We start from the raw sequence: 21571 nt of genomic DNA on the forward strand, positions 1-21571 counted from the left end.
TGTCCTTGACGAAGACCGCTGACGCTGGTGTTTGGAACGCTGGGAACCCCAGGTTCGCCAACCCCTCGATCGGTGTCGCCGCAACCGGGTTCCGCTGCAGATCCTGAAAAAACGCGTGTGCAGCGCCCGGGTCCGAGGCTTCCTTGACCGAGAGCACGAGCGCACCGCCCGGCAGAGCATAGGTGCAGGTATACAGCTTGTCTGCCCAAGTCGCCGCGGTGCCCGGAACAGACGGAAGGGCCAGGATCTGCACGATCTTCTCCTGGATCTCCTTGCTGCACACCATCAACGCCGCCGCCGAGGGCCCACCGGCCGCGGCAACGGGAACATCAGCCAGCGGCGACGCTGATGGGGAAACGGCACCCGGGTCAACACTGGGGGAGGCGGACACCGAAACGCTGGGCCCGGACACAGTGGCGCCGGGACCAGTGCCGCATCCGGCCAGAACCAGCACCGATAACCCCACAAGAGCCGGCGCCAGCACCCGATGCGCACGCCGGCCTCCTGACCATCTGACTCGCGCCACGAGCACCCACTTTCCACAGGTCTTCCCGGCCTACACTTTATCGCCCCTCCACCGGTTATCGGTTACCGGAGCGGCCCCGGACGGCCTTGCAACAAGTCCTGCGTCCCGGGTCCTTGCATGTCGGGACCGTGACGCGGGCAGAGGGCTTTGGGCGCGACGCGCCCGTGAACCCGCTGCATAACATGATCGACCTGGCCACTGGAGCGGCAATGTTGCTGGCGGGTCTGAAGTCCGTACCCGCGGCCCGCTCCGGTCGGGCATGTAACCCGCCACCGGGGCCGGCTCCTGGCCGAAGCTCACGGCCGCAAGCCACTGGACAATGACCGGAGCCGTCGGTGCCGGCCTTTGGGGGCTTGGCACTCACAGTGTGGGCGGTACGGAGGCTGCGCACCGGTACCCTAGTGTGGATCCGCGCGGTGCGAGTGGCCACCTGCCGGGGTGTCCTCCTAGTCCTCGTTCCTGGTGCTCCTGGCCAAGGGCCGCGGGACCAACGCCGCATGAGCCCACACTGCCTGCCACGCCCCGATCTCCGAAAGGCCCTCCCCATGAAGCGCCGCTTCCCGCACGTGAGCGAACTCCGCCCGCTGCTGCAGTTCGAGCTGCCCACTCTCGACCGCCGCGCCGCGCGGCTCGCCCACGCCGCGGACGTGTGGGACCTGAGGGCCATCGCGAAGCGGCGCACCCCCAGGCCCGCCTTCGACTACGTGGATGGCGCGGCCCAGCGGGAGCTCACGGTGCGCCGGACGCGCGAGGCGTTCGACGCCGTCGAGCTTCTCCCCCGCATCCTGCACGGGACCGAGAAGGTGGACCTCTCGACCACGATCGCCAGTGGGACCTCGGCGCTGCCGTTTGGCATCGCCCCCACCGGGTTCACCCGGTTCATGCATGCCGAGGGCGAGGACGGCGGCGCGGCCGCGGCCGCAGCGGCTGGCATCCCGTTCTCGCTGTCCACGATGGGCACGCGGTCGCTCGAGCACGTGGCCGCCGTCTCGGGCAGCGTCTCGCCGGGCGCGCGGCGCTGGTTCCAGCTGTACCTGTGGAAGGACCGGCAGAAGTCGCTGGACCTGCTCGAGCGCGCGGCGGCGAGTGGCTACGACACCCTGCTCGTCACCGTTGACACGCCGGTGGCAGGGCAGCGGCTCCGCGACGCACGCAACGGCATGGTCATCCCGCCCAAGCTCACGCTCAAGACCGTGCTCGATGCCTCCTACCGGCCCGAGTGGTGGTTCAACTTCCTCACCACCGACCCGCTCACGTTCGCCTCGCTCTCGGGGACGAGCCAGAACATCCCCACGCTCATCAACTCGATGTTCGACCCGACGCTGTCCATCGCCGATCTGGAGTGGATCCGGTCCGTTTGGCCCGAGAAGCTCTTCGTCAAGGGGATCCTCACGGCTGAGGACACCCGCCGGGCCCTCGGCGCCGGGGCTGATGGGCTCGTGGTGTCCAACCACGGTGGCCGGCAGCTCGACCGGGCGCCCGTCTCGCTCCGCGCCCTGCCCGAAGTGCGCGCCGCTGCCGGAGACGACGTGGAGATCATCCTCGACTCCGGCATCATGTCCGGGGCGGACATCGTCGCGGCCCTGTGCGCTGGGGCAGACTTCACACTCATCGGCCGCGCATACCTGTACGGGCTCATGGCCGGCGGCCGCGAGGGCGTGGCCCGCGTCATCGAGCTGCTCGCGAAGGAGATCGAGGTGACGATGCAGCTCGTCGGCGCCGCGACGGTCAAGGACCTGGGTCCGCACCTGCTGCGCCAGGCCTAGACTCGCCATGTGAGCGAGTCCTTCGGCCGGCAGGTCCAGTCGCGGATCTACCGCAATGGCGTGTTCGGGCACCGGCCCGCGGTGCCCACGAATCCCGCCGAGCTCGAGCGCCGCGCCCTCGCCCGGATGGGCCGCGACGCCCGCGGCTACGTGGCCACCGGGGCGGGGATGGGCTCGACGATGGCGGCGAACCGCGCGGCGTTCGACCGCTGGTGCCTCGTCCCGCGCCTGGCGCGGGACGTCTCCGCGCGGGACACGTCCGTCGAGCTGTTCGGCCGCCGCCACGCCTCCCCCTTCCTCGCGGCCCCAATCGGCGTCCTCGAGCTCGCGCACCCCGACGGGGACCTCGCCGTCGCCCGCGCCGCCCGAACCACCGGGGTGCCGATGATCATCTCGTCCCAGGCCTCGCACCCGATGGAGGCGATCGCGGCCGAGCTCGGCGACGCCGAGCGCTGGTTCCAGCTGTACTGGAGCAGCGAGGATGCGGTGGTCGAGTCGTTCGTGCGGCGGGCCGAGCGCATCGGCTGCGGCGCCGTCGTCGTCACCCTCGACACGATGGTGCTCTCGTGGCGCACGTTGGACCTCGACAACGCGTTCCTGCCTTTCGCGCGCGGGATGGGCATCGCGCAGTACACGTCCGACCCGGCGTTCCGCGCGCTCGTCGAGGAGCGGGTCGCCCACGGCAGTTCGGGGTCCGGGGAGCGTACGACGGCGCGCCCAACCCCCGCGGCGCTGCGCTCGCTCGTGCAAATGGCCCGCAACCACCCGGGCAGGCTCAGGGAGAACCTCGCCTCACCGGCGCCAAGGGCGAGCGTAGAGACGTTTCTGGATGTGTTCTCGCGGACCACGCTCACGTGGTCTGACCTCGCATGGCTGCGCGATCGGACCAAACTGCCGATCTTGGTCAAGGGGCTCCAGCACCCCGACGACGCGCGGGCCGCGCTCGAGCACGGCGCGGACGGGATCATTGTGTCGAACCACGGCGGGCGACAGCTGGACGGGTCGATCGGGTCGCTGGACGCGCTGCCCGGGATCGTCGAGGCCGTGGGCGGGCGTGTGCCGGTGCTGTTCGACTCCGGTGTGAGGTGCGCAGCGGACGCGTTCAAGGCGCTGGCCCTCGGGGCCTCGGCGGTGTGCATTGGGCGGCCGTACATGTACGGGCTCGCCCTTGCCGGCGAGGACGGGGCGCGCGAGGTGTTCGAAGGCTTCCGCGCGGAGTTCGACCTCACCATGGCGGTGGCTGGGGTGACGAGCGTTGACGAGATCCGGCGAGAGGGGGTGCTCCGATGGAGCTGACGTTCCACGGCGACGTGATCGAGTGGCATGGGCCGGCGCCGTTCGTGTTCGTCCGGGTGCCGGCCGAGGACTCGGAGGAAATCCACGCCGTCTCCAGCGAGCTCACGTACGGCTGGGGCTGCATCCCGGTATCCGTGCGCCTCGGCGGCTCAGAGGGGATTACGGCCCTCATGCCCAAGGACGGCCGCTACCTCGTCCCGCTGCGGAAGGTATTCCGCGAGGCAGAGGGAATCGAGGTCGACGACGTCGTGCCGGTCACCCTGACGTTCGCAGTGTGAATAATGAACCCGTGGAACTCTGGCAGAAGCTGCAGATAAGGCCCGCAGGTCTCGCTCGATGAGACGTGGTCGGCGCTGCGGTTCCGACCCGCGTTCCGCAGCGCCTAGCCGATCACGCCCGCGAGCTGGTCCAGGGACGTGACCGTCAGCTCCGGCCCGGCAAAGTAGCTCGGGTACGTCGCGCCGTCGCGGTTCACCCACGCCGTTCGCAAGCCCGCACGGGACGCGCCGTGGATGTCCCACGGGTGAACGGCAACGAGGAGCATCTCCTCCGGGGCGGTCCCACAAGCCTGAGCCGCGTACGCGTAGGACGACGAGTGCGGCTTCCAGGCGGGCGCGTCCTCGACGGAGAGGAGCTTCTCGAACTCGTCCAGGATGCCCGCAGCCGTGAAGAGCTTCTCGGCAACCTTCGCCGAGCCGTTGGTGAGGGTCACAAGACGGCATCCCGCCGCGTGCAGGGAGCGGACGCCATTGACCACGTCTGGGTGAAGGGGAAGGTCAGAGACGGACAAGGCGATGCGCTGCGCGGCTTCCCCCGGCTGGGCGACGCCGGCCGCAGCGAGCAGCGGCGTGAGGAGCTCGACACCGACGGCCGCGAAGCCGGCGGAATCACTCGTGGCGGCGAGGGCGAACCCGTCCCGGAGCAGCGTTGCGAACCACTGCTTTGCGAGAAGGGCCGGCGCCCCGGCTTCGGCGAAGCGCTCCCCCATCGGAGACATGTCGGACAGGGTCTCGTTGACGTCGAAGACGATGACGCTGGGCGTGCTGGGCATGGTGTCCTCTCGAAGGATTGGGGCCTTGTGCCAGCCTCTGCCAGCACCGTGCCTGTGCGCAACCCCTTGGGAAGAGCAGTCCCTCGACAAGAGCGGTATGGTCAGAAGCCGGCGCGGGCCACCTGCCCGAAGGCCCACCGCCGCACCCACGCGTGCATCGCGATCGCAGCAGCCGACGCCGCGTTGATGGACCGCGTCGATCCGAACTGCTCGATCGAGAGCGTCGCCTGGGCTGCTGCGTGCACCTCAGGGGTGAGCCCGGGCCCCTCCTGCCCGAACACGAGCACGCAGCGCTGCGGCAGCTCGTAGGTCTCGAGCGGCACCGAGTCGGGGAAGATGTCCACGCCCAGGATCGGCAGGTCCTCGGCTCGCGCCCACTCGACGAAGTCCTCCACGGATGCGTGGTGCCGGATGTGCTGGTAGCGGTCGGTGACCATCGCCCCGCGACGGTTCCAGCGCCGTCGTCCGATGATGTGCACCTCCTTGGCGAGGAAGGCGTTCGCGGTGCGGACCACGGTGCCGATGTTGAGGTCGTGCTGCCAGTTCTCGATCGCCACGTGGAACTCGTGCCGGCGCGTGTCCAGCTCGGCGACGATCGCCTCATGTGTCCAGTACCGGTACTTGTCCAGGACGTTGCGGCGGTCGCCGTGCGCGAGCAGCTCGGGGTCCCAGTGGTCGCCCTCGGGCCACATGCCCTCCCACGGCCCCACTCCTACCTCGTGCACTGATTGGTGCGCCCCAGCGGGCGTGGGACTGTGCTTGTGGCGCACGACGCCGCCCCCCTCCTCGCGCTGTTCAGTCACCCCGCCAGCCTAGCGGCGACTGGCTAGGAGCACTTCCCAGGGTTGGCGGTGCACCACTGCTGGTACTGGGCAACGTTCGCCTTGTGCTCGGCGTAGGTCTTGGCGAACTTGGTCTCACCCGTGTCGAGGTTGACCGTCACCCAGTACAGGTAGTCGTTGGCAGTCGGGTGCGCCGCCGCCGCGATTGCCTTCGACCCCGGCGAATCGATCGGCCCCGGCGGGAGCCCGGGATGCGCATAAGTGTTGTACGGGTTGTTGGCGTCCTGCTTCTGCACGTCCGTGAGCTGGACGGTTCGGGTGCCGAGTCCGTAGGTGACGCTCGCATCGGACTGGAGGAGGCCGCCAGTCTGGTCGTTCGGCTTGAGCCGGTTGTTGATGGCTCCGGCCACAGTGCCGTAGTCGGCACGTCCGCCCTCGGCCTGGACAATGCTCGCCACCGTCAGCACCTGGTACTGCTGGGCGGGATCGGTGATGCCGTCCTGCTTGAGTTCATCCACAGTGGTGGCGACGAGCTTGGCAACGATGTCCTTCGACGAGGTCCCGACCGGGAACCTGTACTCCCCCGGTGCTAGATAGCCCTCCAGGGTCTTCGCCCCGGCCGGCAGGCCGAAGTCGCCTGGCCTGCTGTTGAGCGCGTCGAGGTCCTTTCGGTCGGCCGATGACGCCTTCGCGATCGCGTCGAGGGACTCGTTAATCCGCATCCCAGCGCTCAGTGCGAAGTAGACGATCTTGTCGCTCGAGTTTCCCGCGAGGATCTGCGCGGCGTCGGACGCCTTCATCTCCTTCTTGAAGGTGAAGTCACCCGGGCTGACCTTTCCGCCGGTCTCGGCGAAGGCCCGGAGGAAGGCATCGGCGTCAGCCACGACGCCTTCCTGCTCAAGTTCCTTCGCCACCGCCAACGGGCCAGTTCCCTTCTGCACACTGACGTGGACCTCCCCAGTGCCCGGACCCGGGTAGTCGGTCACCCGATCCATCTTCAGGGCGGACCGCAGTACCAGCGCGACCACGACCGATGCGGCGATGGTGAGCACGATGAGGACTCCGAGGGCGGTTACGGCGATGCGGAACCTACGCCGGCGGCGGTGGCCGGGATTGCCCTCCGGGACTGGTTCGCCGATCGGCTTCTCCGAGGGGTCCTGGCCGGGCAAGATGCCTTCGAGGCCGTCGACCGGGTGGTGGCCAGCGGCAGCAGGCGTGTCTTGTGGCCCGGTGATCACCGTGTCAGTGCTCCTGTCGTGTACTGCGCCACACCTCACCGGGTTGGGGTGCCCGGCCGCGCAGACTTGAAGATTACCCGCACTCTGAGTGGGTGAAACGAGCGGACTCCCCTCAGGCCACGTAGACGGTCACCGCGGCAGCCTTCGCCACGAGCACGACGGCGGCCCCCGGGCCCAGGTCGAGGTCGGCGGCGGCGGCCGGGGTCAGATCCGCGACGACCGCATGCGCGCTGGCGGCGGTCCCTGCCTCACAGTGCACCCGCACCTGGGCGCCACGCGGCTCGAGTTCGCGCACGATCCCGCGCCAGGCGTTCCGGGGCGAGCCGTGAGGCGCCTCATCCGGCCGGAACACCGACACGTCCGCGGGACGGAACACCGCGATCGCCTCCTCGCCCGGCTCTGGCGCGTCCACGCCGCTCGGCACTGTCCCCAGCACCTGGCCGAGCCCGTCGACGGTGAGGTGCCCGGGCGGCGTCGTCCGCGCAGGGACCCGCCCCCGCAGGAAGTTGAGCCCCGCGAGGCCAGCGGCGAAACGGCTGCGGGGCCGTTCGAGGAGCTCGTCCGTGCGGCCGGATTCAGCCACGCGGCCGCCCTCGAGCACCACGACGCGGTGGGCGAGGAGGTGCGCGTCGAGCGGTTCGTGCGTCACGACGAGCGCGGTGCGCTCCGCGAGGACGCGCCGCAGGAGGCGGCGGAGCGCCGGGGCTGCGGCGACGTCAAGGGCCGCAAAGGGCTCGTCGAGCAGGAGGACTTGCGGCTCGGCCGCAAGCGCCCTGGCGATGGCGACACGCTGGGCTTGGCCGCCCGAGAGCTGGGAGGGGCGCCGGGAGGCGAGTTCGGCGGCGTCGACCTCCTCGAGCCAGCGCTCCGCGGCCGCTCGGGCGGCCGTCCGCGTCGTCCCGACGGCTCGGGGTGCGAACGCGACGTTCTCGAGCACGCTCAGGTGCGGGAAGAGCAGCGGCTCCTGCGCGAGCAGCGCGATCCCGCGCCGGTGCGGGGGAACCCATGCGCCGCCGGCATCGGCCAAGACCCGGCCTCTCAGCACGACCCGGCCGGTATCGGGCCGCAGCAGTCCCGCGCACAGGCCGAACAGGGTGGACTTCCCGGCGCCGTTCGGCCCCATCACGGCCACCGTCTCGCCGTCCTCGACGCCGAGGGTGAGCTGCACGCCGCGCGCGGTCACGGCGGCATCGACGGCCAGGAGACTCATCGCGCTCCTCCGGTACGCCGCCCATACGCGAGCCCGACCACAGCCGCCGCGACCGCCACCAGCACGAGCGCGAGGGCGACAGCCGCGTCAGGATCTGTTTCACGCTGGAGGTAGACCTCGAGCGGGAGGGTGCGCGTCACTCCTTGAAGACTTCCCGCGAACGTGAGCGTGGCCCCGAATTCGCCCAGCGAGCGAGCGAAGGCGAGCACGAGGCCGGATGCGAGCCCGGGCAGCACCAGCGGGAGGGTGACGCGGCGGAACGCGTGGGTCGGGGACGCGCCGAGGGTTGCTGCCACCGCCTCGTACCGTCCGCCGGCGGTGCGCAGCGCGCCCTCGAGGCTGACCACGAGGAACGGGAGCGAGACGAACGCCTGCGCCATGACCACGGCCGTGGTGGTGAACGCGATCTGCACGCCCACAACGTCGAGCCAGCGGCCCACGAGACCAAGCCTGCCGAAGGTGTACAGGAGCGCGAGGCCGCCCACCACGGGCGGCAGCACGAGCGGCAGGAGCACCAGGGCGCGCAGCCACCGCAGCCCCGGCACGCTGCCCCGAGCGAGTGCCATGGCCATCGGCACGCCGAGCACGAGCACCACCGCGGTGCTCGCCAGCGCCGTCTCGAGGCTCAGGCGGAGCGCGGCGAGGGACGAGCCCGAGGTGATGAGCGGGACGAAGTGCGCCCAGTCCACCCGGGCGAGGATGCCCACGAGGGGCACGACGACGAACAGCGCAGCCACGCCAGCTGGCACCCAGATCCAGCCCGGGAGGCCCGTGAATCGCCGGTCAGGGCGCGCCGAATCCTGCATCCCCCAACACCTTCCGCCCCTCCGGCCCGGCCACGAAGTCCGCGAACTCGCGGGCAAGCGCCGCCTCCTTCGACCCGCGCAACGCTGCGATGGGATACCGGTTCACTGCGGCCGAGGACTCGGGGAATGCGACGGCGTCCACCTTGCCCGCCGCTCCTTTGACGTCGGTGGTGTACACGAGCCCGGCGTCCGCCTCCCCGGCAATGACCTTGCCCAGCACGTCCGTGACGCTGGACTCTTCAGACACGGGCTTCAGGGCCACCCCCGCAGCCTTCTCCGCTGACCGGGCGGCCGAGCCACACGGCACCTGGGGCGCGCAGGCAACGAACTTCAGGCCCGGCTTCGCGAGGTCAGCGAGGCCCGTGATCCCTGACGGATTCCCTGGGCGCACGGCGATCGTGAGCACGTTGGTCGCGAACACCTTGGCGGACCCATCCGATAGGCGCGGCCCGGTGACCTTGTCCATAGTCGCCTGATCCGCCGAGGCGAACACGTCCGCCGGCGCCCCCTGCGCAATCTGGGCCGCCAAATCAGAGGACCCCGCGAAGCTGAACGCCACCGAGGTCCCCGGGTGCGCCGCCTGGAACTGCTGCCCCAGGGCAGTGAACGTCTGCTTGAGCGAGGCCGCGGCGAAGACCCTGATACTGTGCTGCCCCGCACCGCCGGTTGCGGACGACGCCGCTGGCCCGCCCGCCGTCGTCATCCCGCCGCACGCGGCGAGCAGCCCGGCGAGCAGTGCCGCGAGGAGCGCCACGAAGCCGGCAGGTGCGGCCCTCATGGGGCGCGGCCCGCGGGGGTCTCGACGATCACGGTGGTCGCCTTGACCACGGCGGTGGCCACAGATCCGGGTTCGAGGCCCAGTTCCCGCACCGCTTCAGAACTCATGAGGGACACGACGCGGTGGGGACCGCACTGGAGCTCCACCTGCGCCATGACCCCGTCCACCGTCACCCCGGTTACGAGTCCCACGAACTGGTTGCGCGCGGATCTGCCCACGCCTGACGGGTCCGCGGGCGCCGCCGAGATGCCGCGCGCGTGTGCCGCGAGCTCCGCGCCGTCAACTGCGGCGCGGCCCGAATCGTCCTTGTGGGCAGTGAGCGTGCCGGCGTCCACCCATCGGCGCACAGTGTCGTCGGAGACGCCGGTGAGGCGTGCGGCGTCGGCGATGCGGATGAGTGCCATGCGCCGAGTCTAGTTCCGCGCATGCGGAAGCCAAGCTCGTTTTGCTCCGCAAATGCGGTATCGATCTGAGAATGAGGAGGACATGGAAGAATTGGGGGTGCGTCCACCGCCGCACGCGTGCCCTCCACCCCCCACCAAGCGAGGAGCCGTCCATGAGCGAGTCCGCCCCGCACGAGCCCGAAGAGCACAACCGCCTCCAGCCCGACCCCACGAATCCAGCCGGGCCAGTCGTCTACCGCAGCGGCCAGGAAATCGAGTGCTGGCTCACCGATATGGACGGGGTGCTCGTCCACGAGAACCACCCCATCCCCGGTGCCTCGGAACTGATCCAGCGGTGGGTGGACACGTCCCGCCGCTTCCTCGTGCTCACCAACAACTCGATCTACACCCCGCGCGACCTCACCGCGCGGCTGGCCACCTCCGGCCTGAACGTGCCGGAGGAGAACATCTGGACCTCCGCACTCGCCACCGCGGGGTTCCTCAAGGACCAGATGCCCGGGGCGCGCTGCTATGTCATCGGCGAGGCGGGCCTCACGACGGCGCTCCACGAGGCCGGAATGATCCTCACCGACCAGGATCCGGACTATGTGGTGCTCGGCGAGACCCGCACCTACTCGTTCAACGCGATCACCATGGCGATCCGCCTCATCGTCGAAGGTGCCCGCTTCATCGCCACCAACCCGGATGCCACCGGCCCTTCGCGGGAGGGGATCCTCCCCGCCACCGGCTCCATCGCCGCCCTCATCACCAAGGCGACCGGCCGCGAGCCCTACACGATCGGCAAGCCGAACCCCATGATGTTCCGCTCGGCCATGAACCAGATCGACGCCCACTCCGAGACCACGGCGATGATCGGCGACCGCATGGACACCGACATCATCGCGGGCATGGAGGCCGGGCTGCACACGGTCCTCGTCCTCTCGGGGATCACCCAGCGGGAGGACATCTCGGCGTACCCGTTCCGGCCCAACCAGGTGCTCCCCTCGGTCAAGGACCTACTGCAGCAGCTCTAGGTGTCTGCCGCGTCACTCGGGGGTGTCGGCAACGAGACGCCGAGGCGCGAAATACCACCGTTCCTTCCGACGCTTACGTGAATAGTTCCCCGATAGCGGAGCAGAAGGAGATCGACATGGCACAGTTCACCGGCAGGGTAGCCCTCGTCACGGGGGGCGGTTCGGGCCTCGGAGAGGCGATCGGCAAGGAGCTCGCGGCGAAGGGCGCAAGCGTGGTCCTCACGGACATCAACCTCGAGGCGGCCCAGCACGTGGCGCAGGAGATCACGGACGCGGGTGGGACGGCGTCGGCCTTCCAGCAGGACACGGCAAAGAAGCAGGACTCCGAGAGGGCGGTCCAGTTCGCCGTGGAGACGTACGGAAAGCTCAACTACGCCGTCAACAACGCCGGAATCGGCGGGAAGAACGCCCCGACAGGCGAACTCGACCTCGATGATTGGGACAAGGTCATCGACATCAACCTGAACGGTGTCCTCTACGGGATGCGCTACCAGATCCCGGAGATGCTCAAGGCTGGGGCCAAGGACAGCGCGATCGTGAACATGGCCTCGATCCACGGCGCAGTCGCGGCGCTGGGCAACAGTGCCTACACGGCAGCCAAGCACGGCGTGGTGGGCGTGACGAAGAACGCCGCCGCCGAGTACGGCCCGCAGGGGCTGCGCATCAACGCGGTCGGCCCGGGATACATCCAGACCCCACTGTTGGAGAACAGCCTCTCCGCGGAGGTCATGGAGGCCCTCAAGGCCAAGCATGTCCTGGGGCGCCTCGGCCGGCCGGAGGAGGTTGCCCACGTCGTGACGTTCCTGCTGTCCGACGACGCCTCGTTCGTCACGGGCGGCTACTACCTGATCGACGGCGGCTACACGACCGTCTGACCCAGCCGCACCACGGCTGAAACGAACGACGCCGGCCGGTCACCTCCCGCGCGAGGTGACCGGCCCGCGTCGTCGTGCGCACTTCAGGTCCAGGCCTAGCCCGGACCGCCTCCCCCGCCGCCGATGCGGCGCGGCAGCGGCAGGAGCTGCGGGAGGATCTGGCTGAGCAGCCTGTTGTAGACGATGCCGCTCCACTGCGGGCTCGCGTGCGCCGGGAAGGCGCCGACGGTCTGGAGGTCCGAGCTCACGAGGTTCGGCGCGAAGAGCCGTTCCCAGCGGGAGCGTGCGGAGGCGTAGGCAACCGTCTGGTCGCCGGGGTTCCCAAAGAACGCCATCTGCGCGGTACCGAGGGCGCCCCCGAACCGGGTCGCGTCCCAGTCGTAGATGTACTGCGACTCGGTTTGGATGAGCACGCTCGAGGGAGCGAGCGGCGAGAGCTGCTCAAGAGTCTGGTTCAGGATCTGGGTCCACGTGCGCTCGTTCTTGTGGATCGCCCGTTCGCCGAACTCGTACCCGCCACGCACCACCGAGGGAATGCGGATCCCGATGTCGTACAGGTACACGACCGAGTCGAACCAGGTCTGGTCGAGGACGTCGAACTTCGAGGCCGGCGTCGAATCGAGCAGGATCACCTGGACCTGCAGCCCGTCCTCAGCGAGCAGCCGGGACGCGGCCTCGACCGCGACCATGCCTCCGAAAGAGTGGCCATAGAAGTACAGCGTCCGCAGGCGCTTCTGGCGGACGTACACCCGCAGCGTGTCCAGGACCTCGTCGATATCGAGGCCCGTGTTCGAGTAGCCCACAGCTGCGAGCTGCCCTCGCTCTGCAAGGGACGAATGCAGCGAGGCGAGAATGATCCTCGCCTCCTCCCAGCTCGTCTTGTAGCCGGGGAACAGGATCCAGGAGGTGCCGGGGAAGCGCTGCCGAGCGTCGTCGTCCGCCACCTCGAGGAGCACGGTCTGCCGGCGCCGGCTCTGCACCTCGCGGGTGACGAACGTGTCCGCCGCGAGCAGCGCCGAGGCCGTTGCACCTCCCAGAAAGGCCCGGCGGGAGAACGATCTGACCCGCCGCGCGGAACGCAGCAGGGACAGGTCAATCCCCGGCGGGCCCTCGGGTGGTCCTGGCACGTCTCCGCCCGGGCTAGGCCCCTCAGTCGAGGCCGAGCTCGTCCTTCCCGAACGCGAAGAGGTACGGCACGCCGGCCTCGGCCTCGATCCGCTCCTTTGCGCCCGTGGCTCGGTCCACGATGACGGCGACGGCGGCAACCTCACCGCCCGCGGTGCGCACGCCCTCGACGGCGGCAAGCGCCGACCCTCCCGTCGTCGAGGTGTCCTCGAGCACCACCACCTTGCGGCCTTCGACTCCAGGCCCCTCGACCTGCCGGCCCATGCCGTAGGACTTCTGCGCCTTGCGCACCACGAACGCGTCAACTGCGCGACCGGCCTCGCGTGCCGCGTGCATGACGGCTGTCCCCACCGGGTCGGCCCCCATCGTGAGGCCGCCTGCGGCGTCGACCTCGACGCCTGCTGAGTCGATGAGGTCCAGCATGACCTGGCCCACGAGTTGGCTCGCCTCATGGTGCAGCGTGATGCGGCGCAGGTCCACGTAGTAGTCGGCCTCCTTGCCGCTTGAGAGGATCACCTTGCCCCGCACCACGGCCAGCTCCTTGATCAGCTCGAGGAGGCGGGCGCGGGCGGCGGCGATGTCAACGGGGGCGGCGTCAGTCATGCTTGCGATTCTAGTAGCGACGACATCGGTGAGTGGCGGCGTCGTGCGCCTATCATGTGCCTTGAGTGAGCCACCCCAATGCGCCCTGAGGAGGCCAGTGAATACATCCCTCACCCCTGCCGAGGTCTACCATGCCACGCCTGACCCCGAAGAGGCCGCGCCTCCCGTGCTCGAGGTCACCTCGGCCGCCGCCGGGCGCCGGCTCTCGGACCGGGACGATCTGGTGCGCTTCAAGAAGCGCGGCTACGCACTGGTCAACACCACCCGGACACCCCACGAGGCAATGGTCGAGGACCTGCTGTTCGTGCGCGATGTCCTGGACCGCGCGGACATCCCGTACCTTCTGGTCCGCGGCAACGATGCCCGGCCCGTCATCGCGGTCGATTGGACCACCCGCAAGGACCTTCGCCGTGCCCTCGTCGAAGCATGCCAGGACGAGCCGTTCTACTCCCTGACGGTGGATACGCGGAAGGACAGGGCGCTGCTCGTCGCTGACGGCAGGCTCGCCGAGTCCGGACAGGCACGCATGTTCCGTCTCTACCGGCCCCGCATCGAGCCGAAGGGCGGGCTGCGGTACGGCCAGGAGACCGGCGTCCAGATCGAGCTGTGGAAGTGGGAGGGCGAGGACCTGCACCTCCCGATCGAGAACTCCCTCACCCGCCGCACCCTGCCGCGAAACGAGGCTGTGCGCGGGACGGTCGAGCGCTTCGGCCGGACCTGGCCCACCATCGAGAACATGTTCGCCGACCATGCCACGGACATCGACTTCCAGATCGACATCGTCTTCTCGTGGGTGGACGGTGCGGACGCCGAGTTCCGCAAGTATCGCGCCTCATTCCTGCCGGGTGTGGTGCTCGGTGAGGGCGACGACGCCGAAGCCCGCCACCGGCAGATCGACGAGCTCAAGTACGCCCTGCGCAGCGTCCACATGTTCGCGCCGTGGATCAACCGAATCTTCATCTGCACCGACTCCAAGCCGCCGGAATGGCTCGATCCGTCCAATGAACGGATCACCATCGTCCCGGCGGCTGACCACTTCAAGGACCCGTCGGTGCTGCCCGTGTTCAACTCGCAGGCCATCGAGTCGCAGCTCCAGCACATCAAGGGGCTCTCGGAGTACTTCCTGTACTCGAACGACGACATGTTCCTCGGCCGGCCCCTCGGCCCGGACATGTTCTTCTCCCCGGGTGGGATCACCAAGTTCATCGAGGCCCCGACCCGGATCGGGCTCGGGGACAATCACCTCGACCGCTCGGGCCACGAGAACGCTGCCCGTGTGAACCGGCGCCTCCTCTACGAGCGGTTTGGCCGGATCACCACGCGGCACCTCGAGCACACGGCCGCCCCGCTGCGAAAGTCGGTGCTGCTCGAGATGGAGCGCGAGTTCCCCGCGGAGTTCGCCAGGACGGCCGCCGCGCGCTTCCGCACGTGGGACAGCATCTCGGTGACGAACTCCTTCTACCACTACTACGCGCTCCTGACGGGGCGGGCCGTGACGAACATCACGGCGAAGGTCCAGTACGTCGACACGACCGTGCCGTCAGGGCTGGACCTCCTGGACCGGCTCCTCAAGAAGCGCAACCAGGACTTCTTCTGCCTCAACGACGGGTCCTTCCCCGAGGTCTCCCCTCAGGAGCGCCAGGAGCGCGTGACGGACTTCCTCGAGAAGTACTTCCCCATCCCGGCACCGTGGGAGCGCTGAGCGACCGCCCAGAGGCCCAGAGGCTCAGGGGCTCAGGGGCTTAGACCACGGGGAGCATGCCCGTTGACGGGCCTACGCCCTCGCGAGTGCCCCTGCGGACCGGCCGCGCGCCGTCGTCCGCGGGGAAGCTGACGCCCGCTTCGGCGAGAAGACGGGCGACGTCGGCCCCGCCCACCTCACGTCCCACCGTGCCGCCGCCCGCCGCGGGCACCACCGAATGCAGCACCGTGTCGGCGTACACGTGCACGAGGTTGTACGCCTGGGCTGCGTCACGCCCGCGCGTCTCGCGGAAGCCTGAGACGCGGTCCACTCCGCCGGCGAGGTCCTGGGTGTAGCACGTCGCGGAGGCCACGGAGACGGGGATCCCGGCGAACGTCCCGGACGTCGAGTAGTGCAGATGGCCGGCGAGGATCGCCCGCACGTCCGACCCGCGGAGCACGTCAGCGAGCGCGGCCTGCCCGCGCAGCTCCACGAGCACCGCGAGCTCCTGAACGGACGGCACGGGTGGGTGGTGCATCGCAAGGATCGTGCCATCCGGCGCGGGGAAGGTCAGCTCCTCCGCCAGCCACTCGAGCTGGGCGGACGAGAGCTCACCGTGGTGGAAGCCAGGCACGCTCGAGTCGAGCACGATGATCCGGAGCCCCTTCACCCAGTGGACCCGGTCGAGCGGCTCCGAGGAGGGGTCCTCGCCGAGCAGGTGCGTGCGGAGCGCGGAACGCGAGTCATGGTTCCCCATCGCCCAGATCAGGCGGGCACCGAGAGCCTCGGCTGCGGGCTCGGCGATGCCCCTCAGGCGCACATAGGCCTCGGGCTCTCCCCGGTCCGCGAGATCCCCGGTGACGACGATAGCCTCGGGCGAGCCGCCGGCGTCGTGCATCTGCTCGAACACGCGCCGCACGCGGGCCTCGGCGTCGAGAGACCCCGCGAGGAGGCCGTCGCCGAGCAGGTGCGTATCGCTGACGTGGAGGAGGAAGTGGCGCGGCCGCGGATGCTCGGCCTGAATGGTGCCCATCGGGACCCTTCTATCGTCTCGGAGTCAGTTTCCCCAGTGCACACATCCAAAACATCGGCACGGTGAATGTCCAGTGAACGCGCTGCAAACCACGCAACTTGAAGGAAACGCAGGGGCGGACGACGGCGGGAGCCTCCTCCCGCCGTCGTCCGCCTCTGGGCATCGGGTTGGCTCAGGCCTCCGGCTCGGAGTGCTTCGCCACGGTGTTCGCGTCGGCTCCGATCCCCGCACCTGCCTGCATGTGCCGTTCGCGGATCTCGGCGACGATCTTCGCGTGGCGATCGTCCGTGAGGTCGTAGAAGAACATGATCACGCCTGCGGCGATCGCGAGGACGGCGGGGATGAGGCCTGCCGCGATCTGGATCCCGAGCACCGCCTGCGAGGTCTGCTGGGCCGCGTGGCCGTCGTAGCCGCCCCACGCGATCGCGTAGCCGGCAAGGGCGCCGCCGACCGCCTGGCCCGTTTTACGGGTGAACGAGAAGAGGGAGTAGATGATGCCCTCCGAGCGCACGCCCGTCTTCCACTCGCCGTACTCGACCGTGTCCGCCTCGAGGGCCCACACCACGATGTTGACGCCCACCACGCCGGCCATCGCGATCACGAAGCCCAGGAAGCCGAACCATGCGAGGGAGGCGGGGGAAAGGAGCACGATCACGCCGCCCACCACGAGGACGCCGACGAACGTGATGTAGACGGCGCGCTTGCTTGTCCGGGCGACGAGGGCGGGAATGACTGCGCCGAGGGCGAGGGTCACGACGAGCTGGACGATCGAGAGCACCGGGATGAGGCCCAGATTGTGGAGCACGTCGCGGAAGTAGTAGACCTGCACGGTGGTCAGCGAGAGGTAGCCGGAGAGGAAGAGCACCGAGGAGAGGCACAGCATCAGCAGGGGCTTGTTCCCCTTGAGGGTGCGCATGCTCTGCTTGAACGAGACCTTCGGGACGTCGCGGACCACCTTCTCGCGGGTGGTGAAGAACGTGAACAGGTACAGGGCCACGCCGATGACCATGAAGATGATCGTCACGGTGGTGAAGATCGGCTGGAGGTCTGCTCCGGCCTTGAGCAGCGGCGCCACGAAGATGCCGAGGGCGGAGCCGACGAGCAGTGCACCGATAGTCCGCGAGGAGGCCAGCTTGGCGCGCTCCTTGGGCCGCGGGGTCATGGCACCGGCCATCGAGCCGTAGGGGATGTTGACCAGCGAATAGGCCAGGCCGAGCGCCGCGTACACGATGTAGGCGTAGACGAGCTTGCCGCCCTCGCCGATCTGGGGGATGTGGAAGTTCAGGAACGTGAGCACCATGAGCGGCAGCGCGCCGAACAGGATGAACGGGCGGAACTTGCCCCAGCGCTTCGTGTAGGTGCGGTCCACGAGCCGCCCGGCCAGGAGGTCGGAGAACGCGTCGAAGATCCGCACCACCAGGAACAGCGTTCCCGCAGCGGCCGCGGAGATCCCGGCCACGTCTGTGTAGTAGACGAGCAGGAACATCGTGGTGGTGGTGAAGGCGAGGTTGTTCGCGGCGTCGCCCGCCCCGTAGCCGATGATGCTCTTCAGGCTGAGCTTGCCGGCCTTCGACGGGGCGCTGGTGGGTGAAGACGTCATTGTCATGGTCCTTGGTCCTGGTCTTGCAGCCTCAGGCTTGAGGCGGGGTGGTAGTGGTCTTGTTCTGGGTCCAGCGGCGGCGCAGTGCGAAGGCGGCGGCCTTGGGCCGTCGGTCGCGGGTGAAGGCACCCTTCTTGTTGCCGTCCACGCGCATAATTCCGTTGGAGGTCGCGAAGTCGGCGAAGTTCCACACGTGCTCGCCGGCCATGGCGTCCACGCGGTCGAACACGCGGTGGAACATCTCCAGCAAGTCGGCTTGGTACTCCTCGCTCCACGGCTGGTCGTAGAGGGAATGGAAGCCGGCGAGGGTATCCGCGCCGTACTCCGTCATGATGATCGGCTTGCCGAGCTTGGCGTCCCACGCTCGCAGTTCGGCCTCGAGCGCGGCCTCCGCGGCCACGAGGTCGCCCGTGTTCACGTACCAGCCGTAGTAGCGGTTGAGCATGATCACGTCGAACAGATCCGTGATCGTGTCCTTGTCGGGGCCGTCGAACATGACGTTGACGAATCCCACGGGGCGGGTCGGGTCCAGCTCGCGCGCGAGCGCGGCGAGTGGCTCGAAGTATCCGCGCGCGCCCTCCTCGGAGGACTGGGGCTCGTTGGCGATCGACCAGATGACCACCGAGGGGTGGTTCTTGTCCCGTGCGATGAGCTCCTCGATGACCTGGCGGTGCGAGGCTGCCGTGTCGCCGCTGACGAACTCGGGCCCATAGGTCTTCTTCGCGCCCGTGCCGAAGAACCCGGCGAAGTCGGCATTGAGGCCCACGGCCGGGGTCTCGTCGATCACCACGATCCCGTGCCGGTCGGCGTAGTCCATGACGTCTTCCGAGTACGGGTAGTGCGAGGTGCGGAAGGAGTTGGCACCGATCCATTCCAGCAGCGAGAAGTCGTTGACCATGTGGGCGCCGGAGTGGCCCTTGCCGATCGTGCCGTGGTCCTCGTGCATGCCGAAGCCCGTGAAGTAGAACGGCTCGCCGTTGATGAGGACGTCGGTTCCACGGACCTCGACCGTCCGGACACCGAACGTCTGGGTGTAGGAGTCGACCACGGCGGCGCCGGCGGCCGGGGCACCCGCCGTCGACCCGGCGTCGTGCGCGAGGACCTCGACGACGAGGCGGTAGAGGTAACCCTTGCCGGGCTGCCAGCGGACGACGTCGGGAATCACCACCGTGCCGGAGATTCCTTCCGCGGTGCCCACCTCGGTGCCCGAAGCGTCCAGGGCGCGGACGCGGACGGTGTGGACCTCGGCGCCCTCGCCCGCCACGACTACGGAGTAGTCGACCGTGCCCGTGGTGCCATCCCCGTCGAACCCTGTCACCACAGTGACATCCTCGACGTGCACCGCGGGGGTCGTGTAGAGCTCTATGCTGCGGTGGATGCCGGCGTAGTTGTAGAAGTCGTGCATGTAGGTCTGGGTGCGGCGGCCCGAGGCGTCCTCGGTGATGCTGCCGGGTGGGATCGTGGCCTGGGTGAGCTCGTTGTTCACGGCGACCGTGAGGCGGAACGCTCCCCCGGCCGCGACGTGGTCGGTGATGTCCGCCCCGAACGGCGTGTACCCGCCCTCGTGCTCGGCGACCAGGACGCTGTCCACGAAGACCTTCGCCCCGTGGGTCACGGAGCCGAAGCGCAGCCAGATCCGCTCCCCCGCCCAGCCGCGGGGCACTCGGACCTCGCGCTGGTACCAGACCCAGCCGACGTGGCTGCGGATGGCCTGGTCGGCGAAGACATCGTTGTAGCTGGCGGGAACGGCCATCTCCAGCGCCGTGTCGAGGGCAGTGCCCTGCCACCCCTCACGGAGTCCCGCGTTCTCGGTGTCGACTCGGAAGGCGTATAGCCCGTCGAGGCTCACGAGTTCGCGGGTGGGTCCGTTCTGGGGCCTGAGCATTCCTGCACGTCCTTGGGCTGGGGAAATCTGTCCGATTCCAGCCTAAGAACGTATGGAAACGTGTGGCAATCGTTTGCCATAAATTGCCAAACCGCGGTGCATGCGCCGCGGTCGTTCAGCTTCGGAGCCACTCCGCGGCCTCGTGGGCAATCTGCAGAGGCGTCTCGGCGATGTCGAACACCCTCCCGCGCTCGTCCTCCTGGAGGGGCTCGAGCGTTGCCAGCTGCGAATCGAGCAGGGATACGGGCATGAAGTGCCCGGGCCGGGCCGCCATCCGGGCGGCGAGAAGCTCCCGCGTGCCGTGCAGGTGCACGAACACCGTGTCCGGCGCCGCCGCCCGGATGATGTCGCGGTACGCGCGCTTGAGTGCGCTGCAGCCGATCACCATCGTCCCCGATGCCGCCGCCATCTTCTCCCCGATCAGCCGCAGCCATGGCTCGCGGTCGGCGTCGTCGAGCGGGATGCCCGCCGCCATCTTGGCGACGTTCGCCGCCGGGTGGAGGTCATCGCCGTCGAGGAATTCCCCGCCCAACTCCTGGGCGAGGAACCGGCCCACGGTGCTCTTGCCGCACCCCGAGACCCCCATGGCAATGACGTGGAACACCCCGCTCTCCGCTGCCGTCGTCACCAGTCGTGGACCGTGCCGTCAATGAGGCGGTTGTACGGCAGGTACGCCTGCTGGTACGGGAACGAGTTCGCGGCCTCGTCATTGAACTCGACGCCGAGGCCCGGCTTGTCGCCGGGGTGGAGGTAGCCGTCCTTGAAGGTCATGGACTGCTCGAACACTGTGTTCGTCTTGTCGGAGTGCTGCATGTACTCCTGGATCCCGTAGTTGTGGATCGCCAGGCCCACGTGCAACTGGGCGGCGAACCCGATCGGCGAGATGTCGGTGGGTCCGTGGAAGCCGGACTTGATCTGGTACTGGGCCGCGTAGTCCATGACCTTCTTCAGCGGTGAGATCCCGCCGAAGTGGGTCGAGGCCGCGCGGACGTAGTCGATCAGCTGCTCTTTGATGAGCGTCTGGAAGTCGTACACGGTGTTGAAGACCTCCCCGATGGCCAGCGGGGTCGTGGTGTGCTGGCGGACCAGCCGCAGCGCCTCCTGGTTCTCGGCGGGTGTGCAGTCCTCGAGCCAGAACAGGTCGTAGGGCTCGAGGGCCTTGCCGAGCTTGGCGGCCTGGAGCGGCGTCATGCGGTGGTGGCCGTCATGCAGGAGGGGCAGCTCGGGGCCGAACTCGTTGCGCACTGCCTCGAAGACGGTCGGGATGTGGCGCAGGTAGGCGCGGGTGTCCCAGTCCTCCTCCTGGGGGAACGCGCCACGACCGGCCGGCTCGTAGTCATACCGCTCCCCCGAGGCCTGGGTCTGCGCGGCGACGCCGTAGACAGCCTTGATCCCGGGAATCGCGCTCTGGACGCGGATGGACTTGTAGCCCTTCTCGAGGTGCTCGCGGATCGAGTCGAAGAGCGAGGGGAGATCCGTGCCCGAGGCGTGGCCGTAGGCGCGCAGGCCCCGGCGCGACGCACCGCCCAGGAGCTGGTACACCGGCAGGCCCGCAACCTTGCCCTTGATGTCCCACAGCGCCATGTCCACGGCGGCGATCGAGGCCATCGTGACGGGGCCGCGGCGCCAGTATCCCGAGCGGTAGAGGAACTGCCACGTGTCCTCGATCCGGTGCGGGTCGCGGCCGATCAGGAGCTGGGCCACGTGCTCCTTGAGGTAGGCGGCGACGGCGAGCTCCCGGCCGTTGAGCGTCGCGTCGCCGATGCCGACGATTCCCTCGTCGGTCGTGACCTTGAGGGTCACGAAGTTGCGGGTCGGGCTCGTCACGAAGACTTCAGCGGAGACGATCTTCATCGTCGCTTCCTTTCATGCGGGACGCCGCCAGCCAACTGGAGGGGC

20 protein-coding genes and 1 pseudogene are annotated in these 21571 nt (G+C 68.9%); 6 read left to right on the forward strand and 15 right to left on the reverse strand.

Annotation, left to right across the window (positions count from 1 at the left end; genetic code table 11):
- Positions 1-253, reverse strand: a pseudogene (locus tag LF262_RS13950) (hypothetical protein); the annotation flags it as partial.
- An 818-nt stretch (positions 254-1071) separates the two neighbouring features.
- On the opposite strand from LF262_RS13950, the gene LF262_RS13955 reads away from it, so the two are divergent.
- The 3 genes from LF262_RS13955 to LF262_RS13965 are packed head-to-tail and all read left to right on the forward strand — an operon-like array spanning position 1072 to position 3866.
- Complete coding sequence (locus LF262_RS13955; protein ID WP_235781011.1) at positions 1072-2292, forward strand: alpha-hydroxy acid oxidase; 1221 nt, start codon at positions 1072-1074, stop codon at positions 2290-2292.
- Positions 2293-2301: 9 nt separating this feature from the next.
- Positions 2302-3588, forward strand: a complete 1287-nt coding sequence (locus LF262_RS13960) for a lactate 2-monooxygenase (RefSeq protein WP_235781012.1) — start codon at positions 2302-2304, stop codon at positions 3586-3588.
- Positions 3579-3866 carry a DUF1905 domain-containing protein gene (locus LF262_RS13965; RefSeq protein WP_235781013.1) on the forward strand — a complete coding sequence of 96 codons (288 nt, stop codon included), beginning with the start codon at positions 3579-3581 and terminating at the stop codon, positions 3864-3866. The genes LF262_RS13960 and LF262_RS13965 overlap by 10 nt, the downstream gene beginning before the upstream one ends.
- A 104-nt stretch (positions 3867-3970) precedes the next feature.
- On the opposite strand, the gene LF262_RS13970 is transcribed toward LF262_RS13965, so the two are convergent.
- The 7 genes from LF262_RS13970 to LF262_RS14000 all read right to left on the reverse strand — a co-directional run bounded on the left by LF262_RS13970 (position 3971) and on the right by LF262_RS14000 (position 9857).
- On the reverse strand, positions 3971-4639 hold the full coding sequence (locus LF262_RS13970; RefSeq protein ID WP_235781014.1) for a haloacid dehalogenase type II: 669 nt from the start codon (positions 4637-4639) through the stop codon (positions 3971-3973).
- Between the two features lie 101 nt (positions 4640-4740).
- A complete protein-coding gene (locus tag LF262_RS13975) occupies positions 4741-5331 on the reverse strand; it encodes a TrmH family RNA methyltransferase (RefSeq protein WP_235781098.1) in 591 nt (196 codons plus the stop codon).
- 134 nt (positions 5332-5465) lie between these two features.
- On the reverse strand, positions 5466-6659 hold the full coding sequence (gene mltG / locus LF262_RS13980; RefSeq protein ID WP_308190540.1) for an endolytic transglycosylase MltG: 1194 nt from the start codon (positions 6657-6659) through the stop codon (positions 5466-5468).
- 112 nt (positions 6660-6771) lie between these two features.
- A complete protein-coding gene (locus tag LF262_RS13985) occupies positions 6772-7869 on the reverse strand; it encodes a sulfate/molybdate ABC transporter ATP-binding protein (RefSeq protein WP_235781015.1) in 1098 nt (365 codons plus the stop codon).
- Entirely contained in the window at positions 7866-8675 is an 810-nt protein-coding gene (locus tag LF262_RS13990) for an ABC transporter permease (protein ID WP_235781016.1), read from the reverse strand. The genes LF262_RS13985 and LF262_RS13990 overlap by 4 nt, the downstream gene beginning before the upstream one ends.
- A complete protein-coding gene (modA, locus tag LF262_RS13995) occupies positions 8653-9453 on the reverse strand; it encodes a molybdate ABC transporter substrate-binding protein (RefSeq protein WP_235781017.1) in 801 nt (266 codons plus the stop codon). Before modA ends, LF262_RS13990 begins: the two co-directional genes overlap by 23 nt.
- On the reverse strand, positions 9450-9857 hold the full coding sequence (locus tag LF262_RS14000) for a TOBE domain-containing protein (protein WP_235781018.1): 408 nt from the start codon (positions 9855-9857) through the stop codon (positions 9450-9452). The genes modA and LF262_RS14000 overlap by 4 nt, the downstream gene beginning before the upstream one ends.
- A 152-nt stretch (positions 9858-10009) precedes the next feature.
- On the opposite strand from LF262_RS14000, the gene LF262_RS14005 reads away from it, so the two are divergent.
- Together LF262_RS14005 and LF262_RS14010 are read left to right on the forward strand one after the other, a co-directional pair.
- Positions 10010-10870 carry an HAD-IIA family hydrolase gene (locus tag LF262_RS14005; RefSeq protein ID WP_235781019.1) on the forward strand — a complete coding sequence of 287 codons (861 nt, stop codon included), beginning with the start codon at positions 10010-10012 and terminating at the stop codon, positions 10868-10870.
- A gap of 116 nt (positions 10871-10986) precedes the next feature.
- The gene (locus LF262_RS14010) at positions 10987-11745 is read left to right on the forward strand and encodes an SDR family NAD(P)-dependent oxidoreductase (protein ID WP_235781020.1); all 759 of its coding nucleotides are present in this window, start codon (positions 10987-10989) and stop codon (positions 11743-11745) included.
- 95 nt (positions 11746-11840) lie between these two features.
- Here LF262_RS14010 and LF262_RS14015 read toward each other — a convergent pair whose 3' ends face one another.
- Positions 11841-12872 (reverse strand): thioesterase domain-containing protein, encoded by a 1032-nt coding sequence (locus tag LF262_RS14015; protein WP_235781021.1) that lies wholly within the window; start codon positions 12870-12872, stop codon positions 11841-11843.
- A gap of 22 nt (positions 12873-12894) precedes the next feature.
- The gene (pyrE, locus tag LF262_RS14020; RefSeq protein ID WP_235781022.1) at positions 12895-13473 is read right to left on the reverse strand and encodes an orotate phosphoribosyltransferase; all 579 of its coding nucleotides are present in this window, start codon (positions 13471-13473) and stop codon (positions 12895-12897) included.
- A 97-nt stretch (positions 13474-13570) separates the two neighbouring features.
- On the opposite strand from pyrE, the gene LF262_RS14025 reads away from it, so the two are divergent.
- Positions 13571-15175, forward strand: coding sequence for a stealth family protein (locus tag LF262_RS14025; protein WP_235781023.1), 1605 nt, complete (start codon positions 13571-13573; stop codon positions 15173-15175).
- A 40-nt stretch (positions 15176-15215) separates the two neighbouring features.
- Here the strand turns inward: LF262_RS14025 and LF262_RS14030 are convergent, their stop codons facing one another.
- The 5 genes from LF262_RS14030 to manD all read right to left on the reverse strand — a co-directional run bounded on the left by LF262_RS14030 (position 15216) and on the right by manD (position 21526).
- A complete protein-coding gene (locus LF262_RS14030; protein ID WP_235781024.1) occupies positions 15216-16187 on the reverse strand; it encodes a phosphodiesterase in 972 nt (323 codons plus the stop codon).
- Between the two features lie 172 nt (positions 16188-16359).
- Complete coding sequence (gene uidB, locus LF262_RS14035) at positions 16360-17787, reverse strand: glucuronide transporter (protein WP_235781025.1); 1428 nt, start codon at positions 17785-17787, stop codon at positions 16360-16362.
- Between the two features lie 31 nt (positions 17788-17818).
- A complete protein-coding gene (gene uidA, locus LF262_RS14040) occupies positions 17819-19672 on the reverse strand; it encodes a beta-glucuronidase (protein WP_235781026.1) in 1854 nt (617 codons plus the stop codon).
- 115 nt (positions 19673-19787) lie between these two features.
- On the reverse strand, positions 19788-20300 hold the full coding sequence (locus tag LF262_RS14045) for a gluconokinase (protein ID WP_235781027.1): 513 nt from the start codon (positions 20298-20300) through the stop codon (positions 19788-19790).
- Positions 20297-21526 (reverse strand): D-mannonate dehydratase ManD, encoded by a 1230-nt coding sequence (gene manD, locus LF262_RS14050; RefSeq protein ID WP_235781028.1) that lies wholly within the window; start codon positions 21524-21526, stop codon positions 20297-20299. The genes LF262_RS14045 and manD overlap by 4 nt, the downstream gene beginning before the upstream one ends.
- Between the last annotated feature and the right edge of the window lie 45 nt (positions 21527-21571).

Origin of the sequence: Sinomonas notoginsengisoli (assembly GCF_021554725.1) — a bacterium.
Taxonomy (GTDB): domain Bacteria; phylum Actinomycetota; class Actinomycetes; order Actinomycetales; family Micrococcaceae; genus Sinomonas; species Sinomonas notoginsengisoli.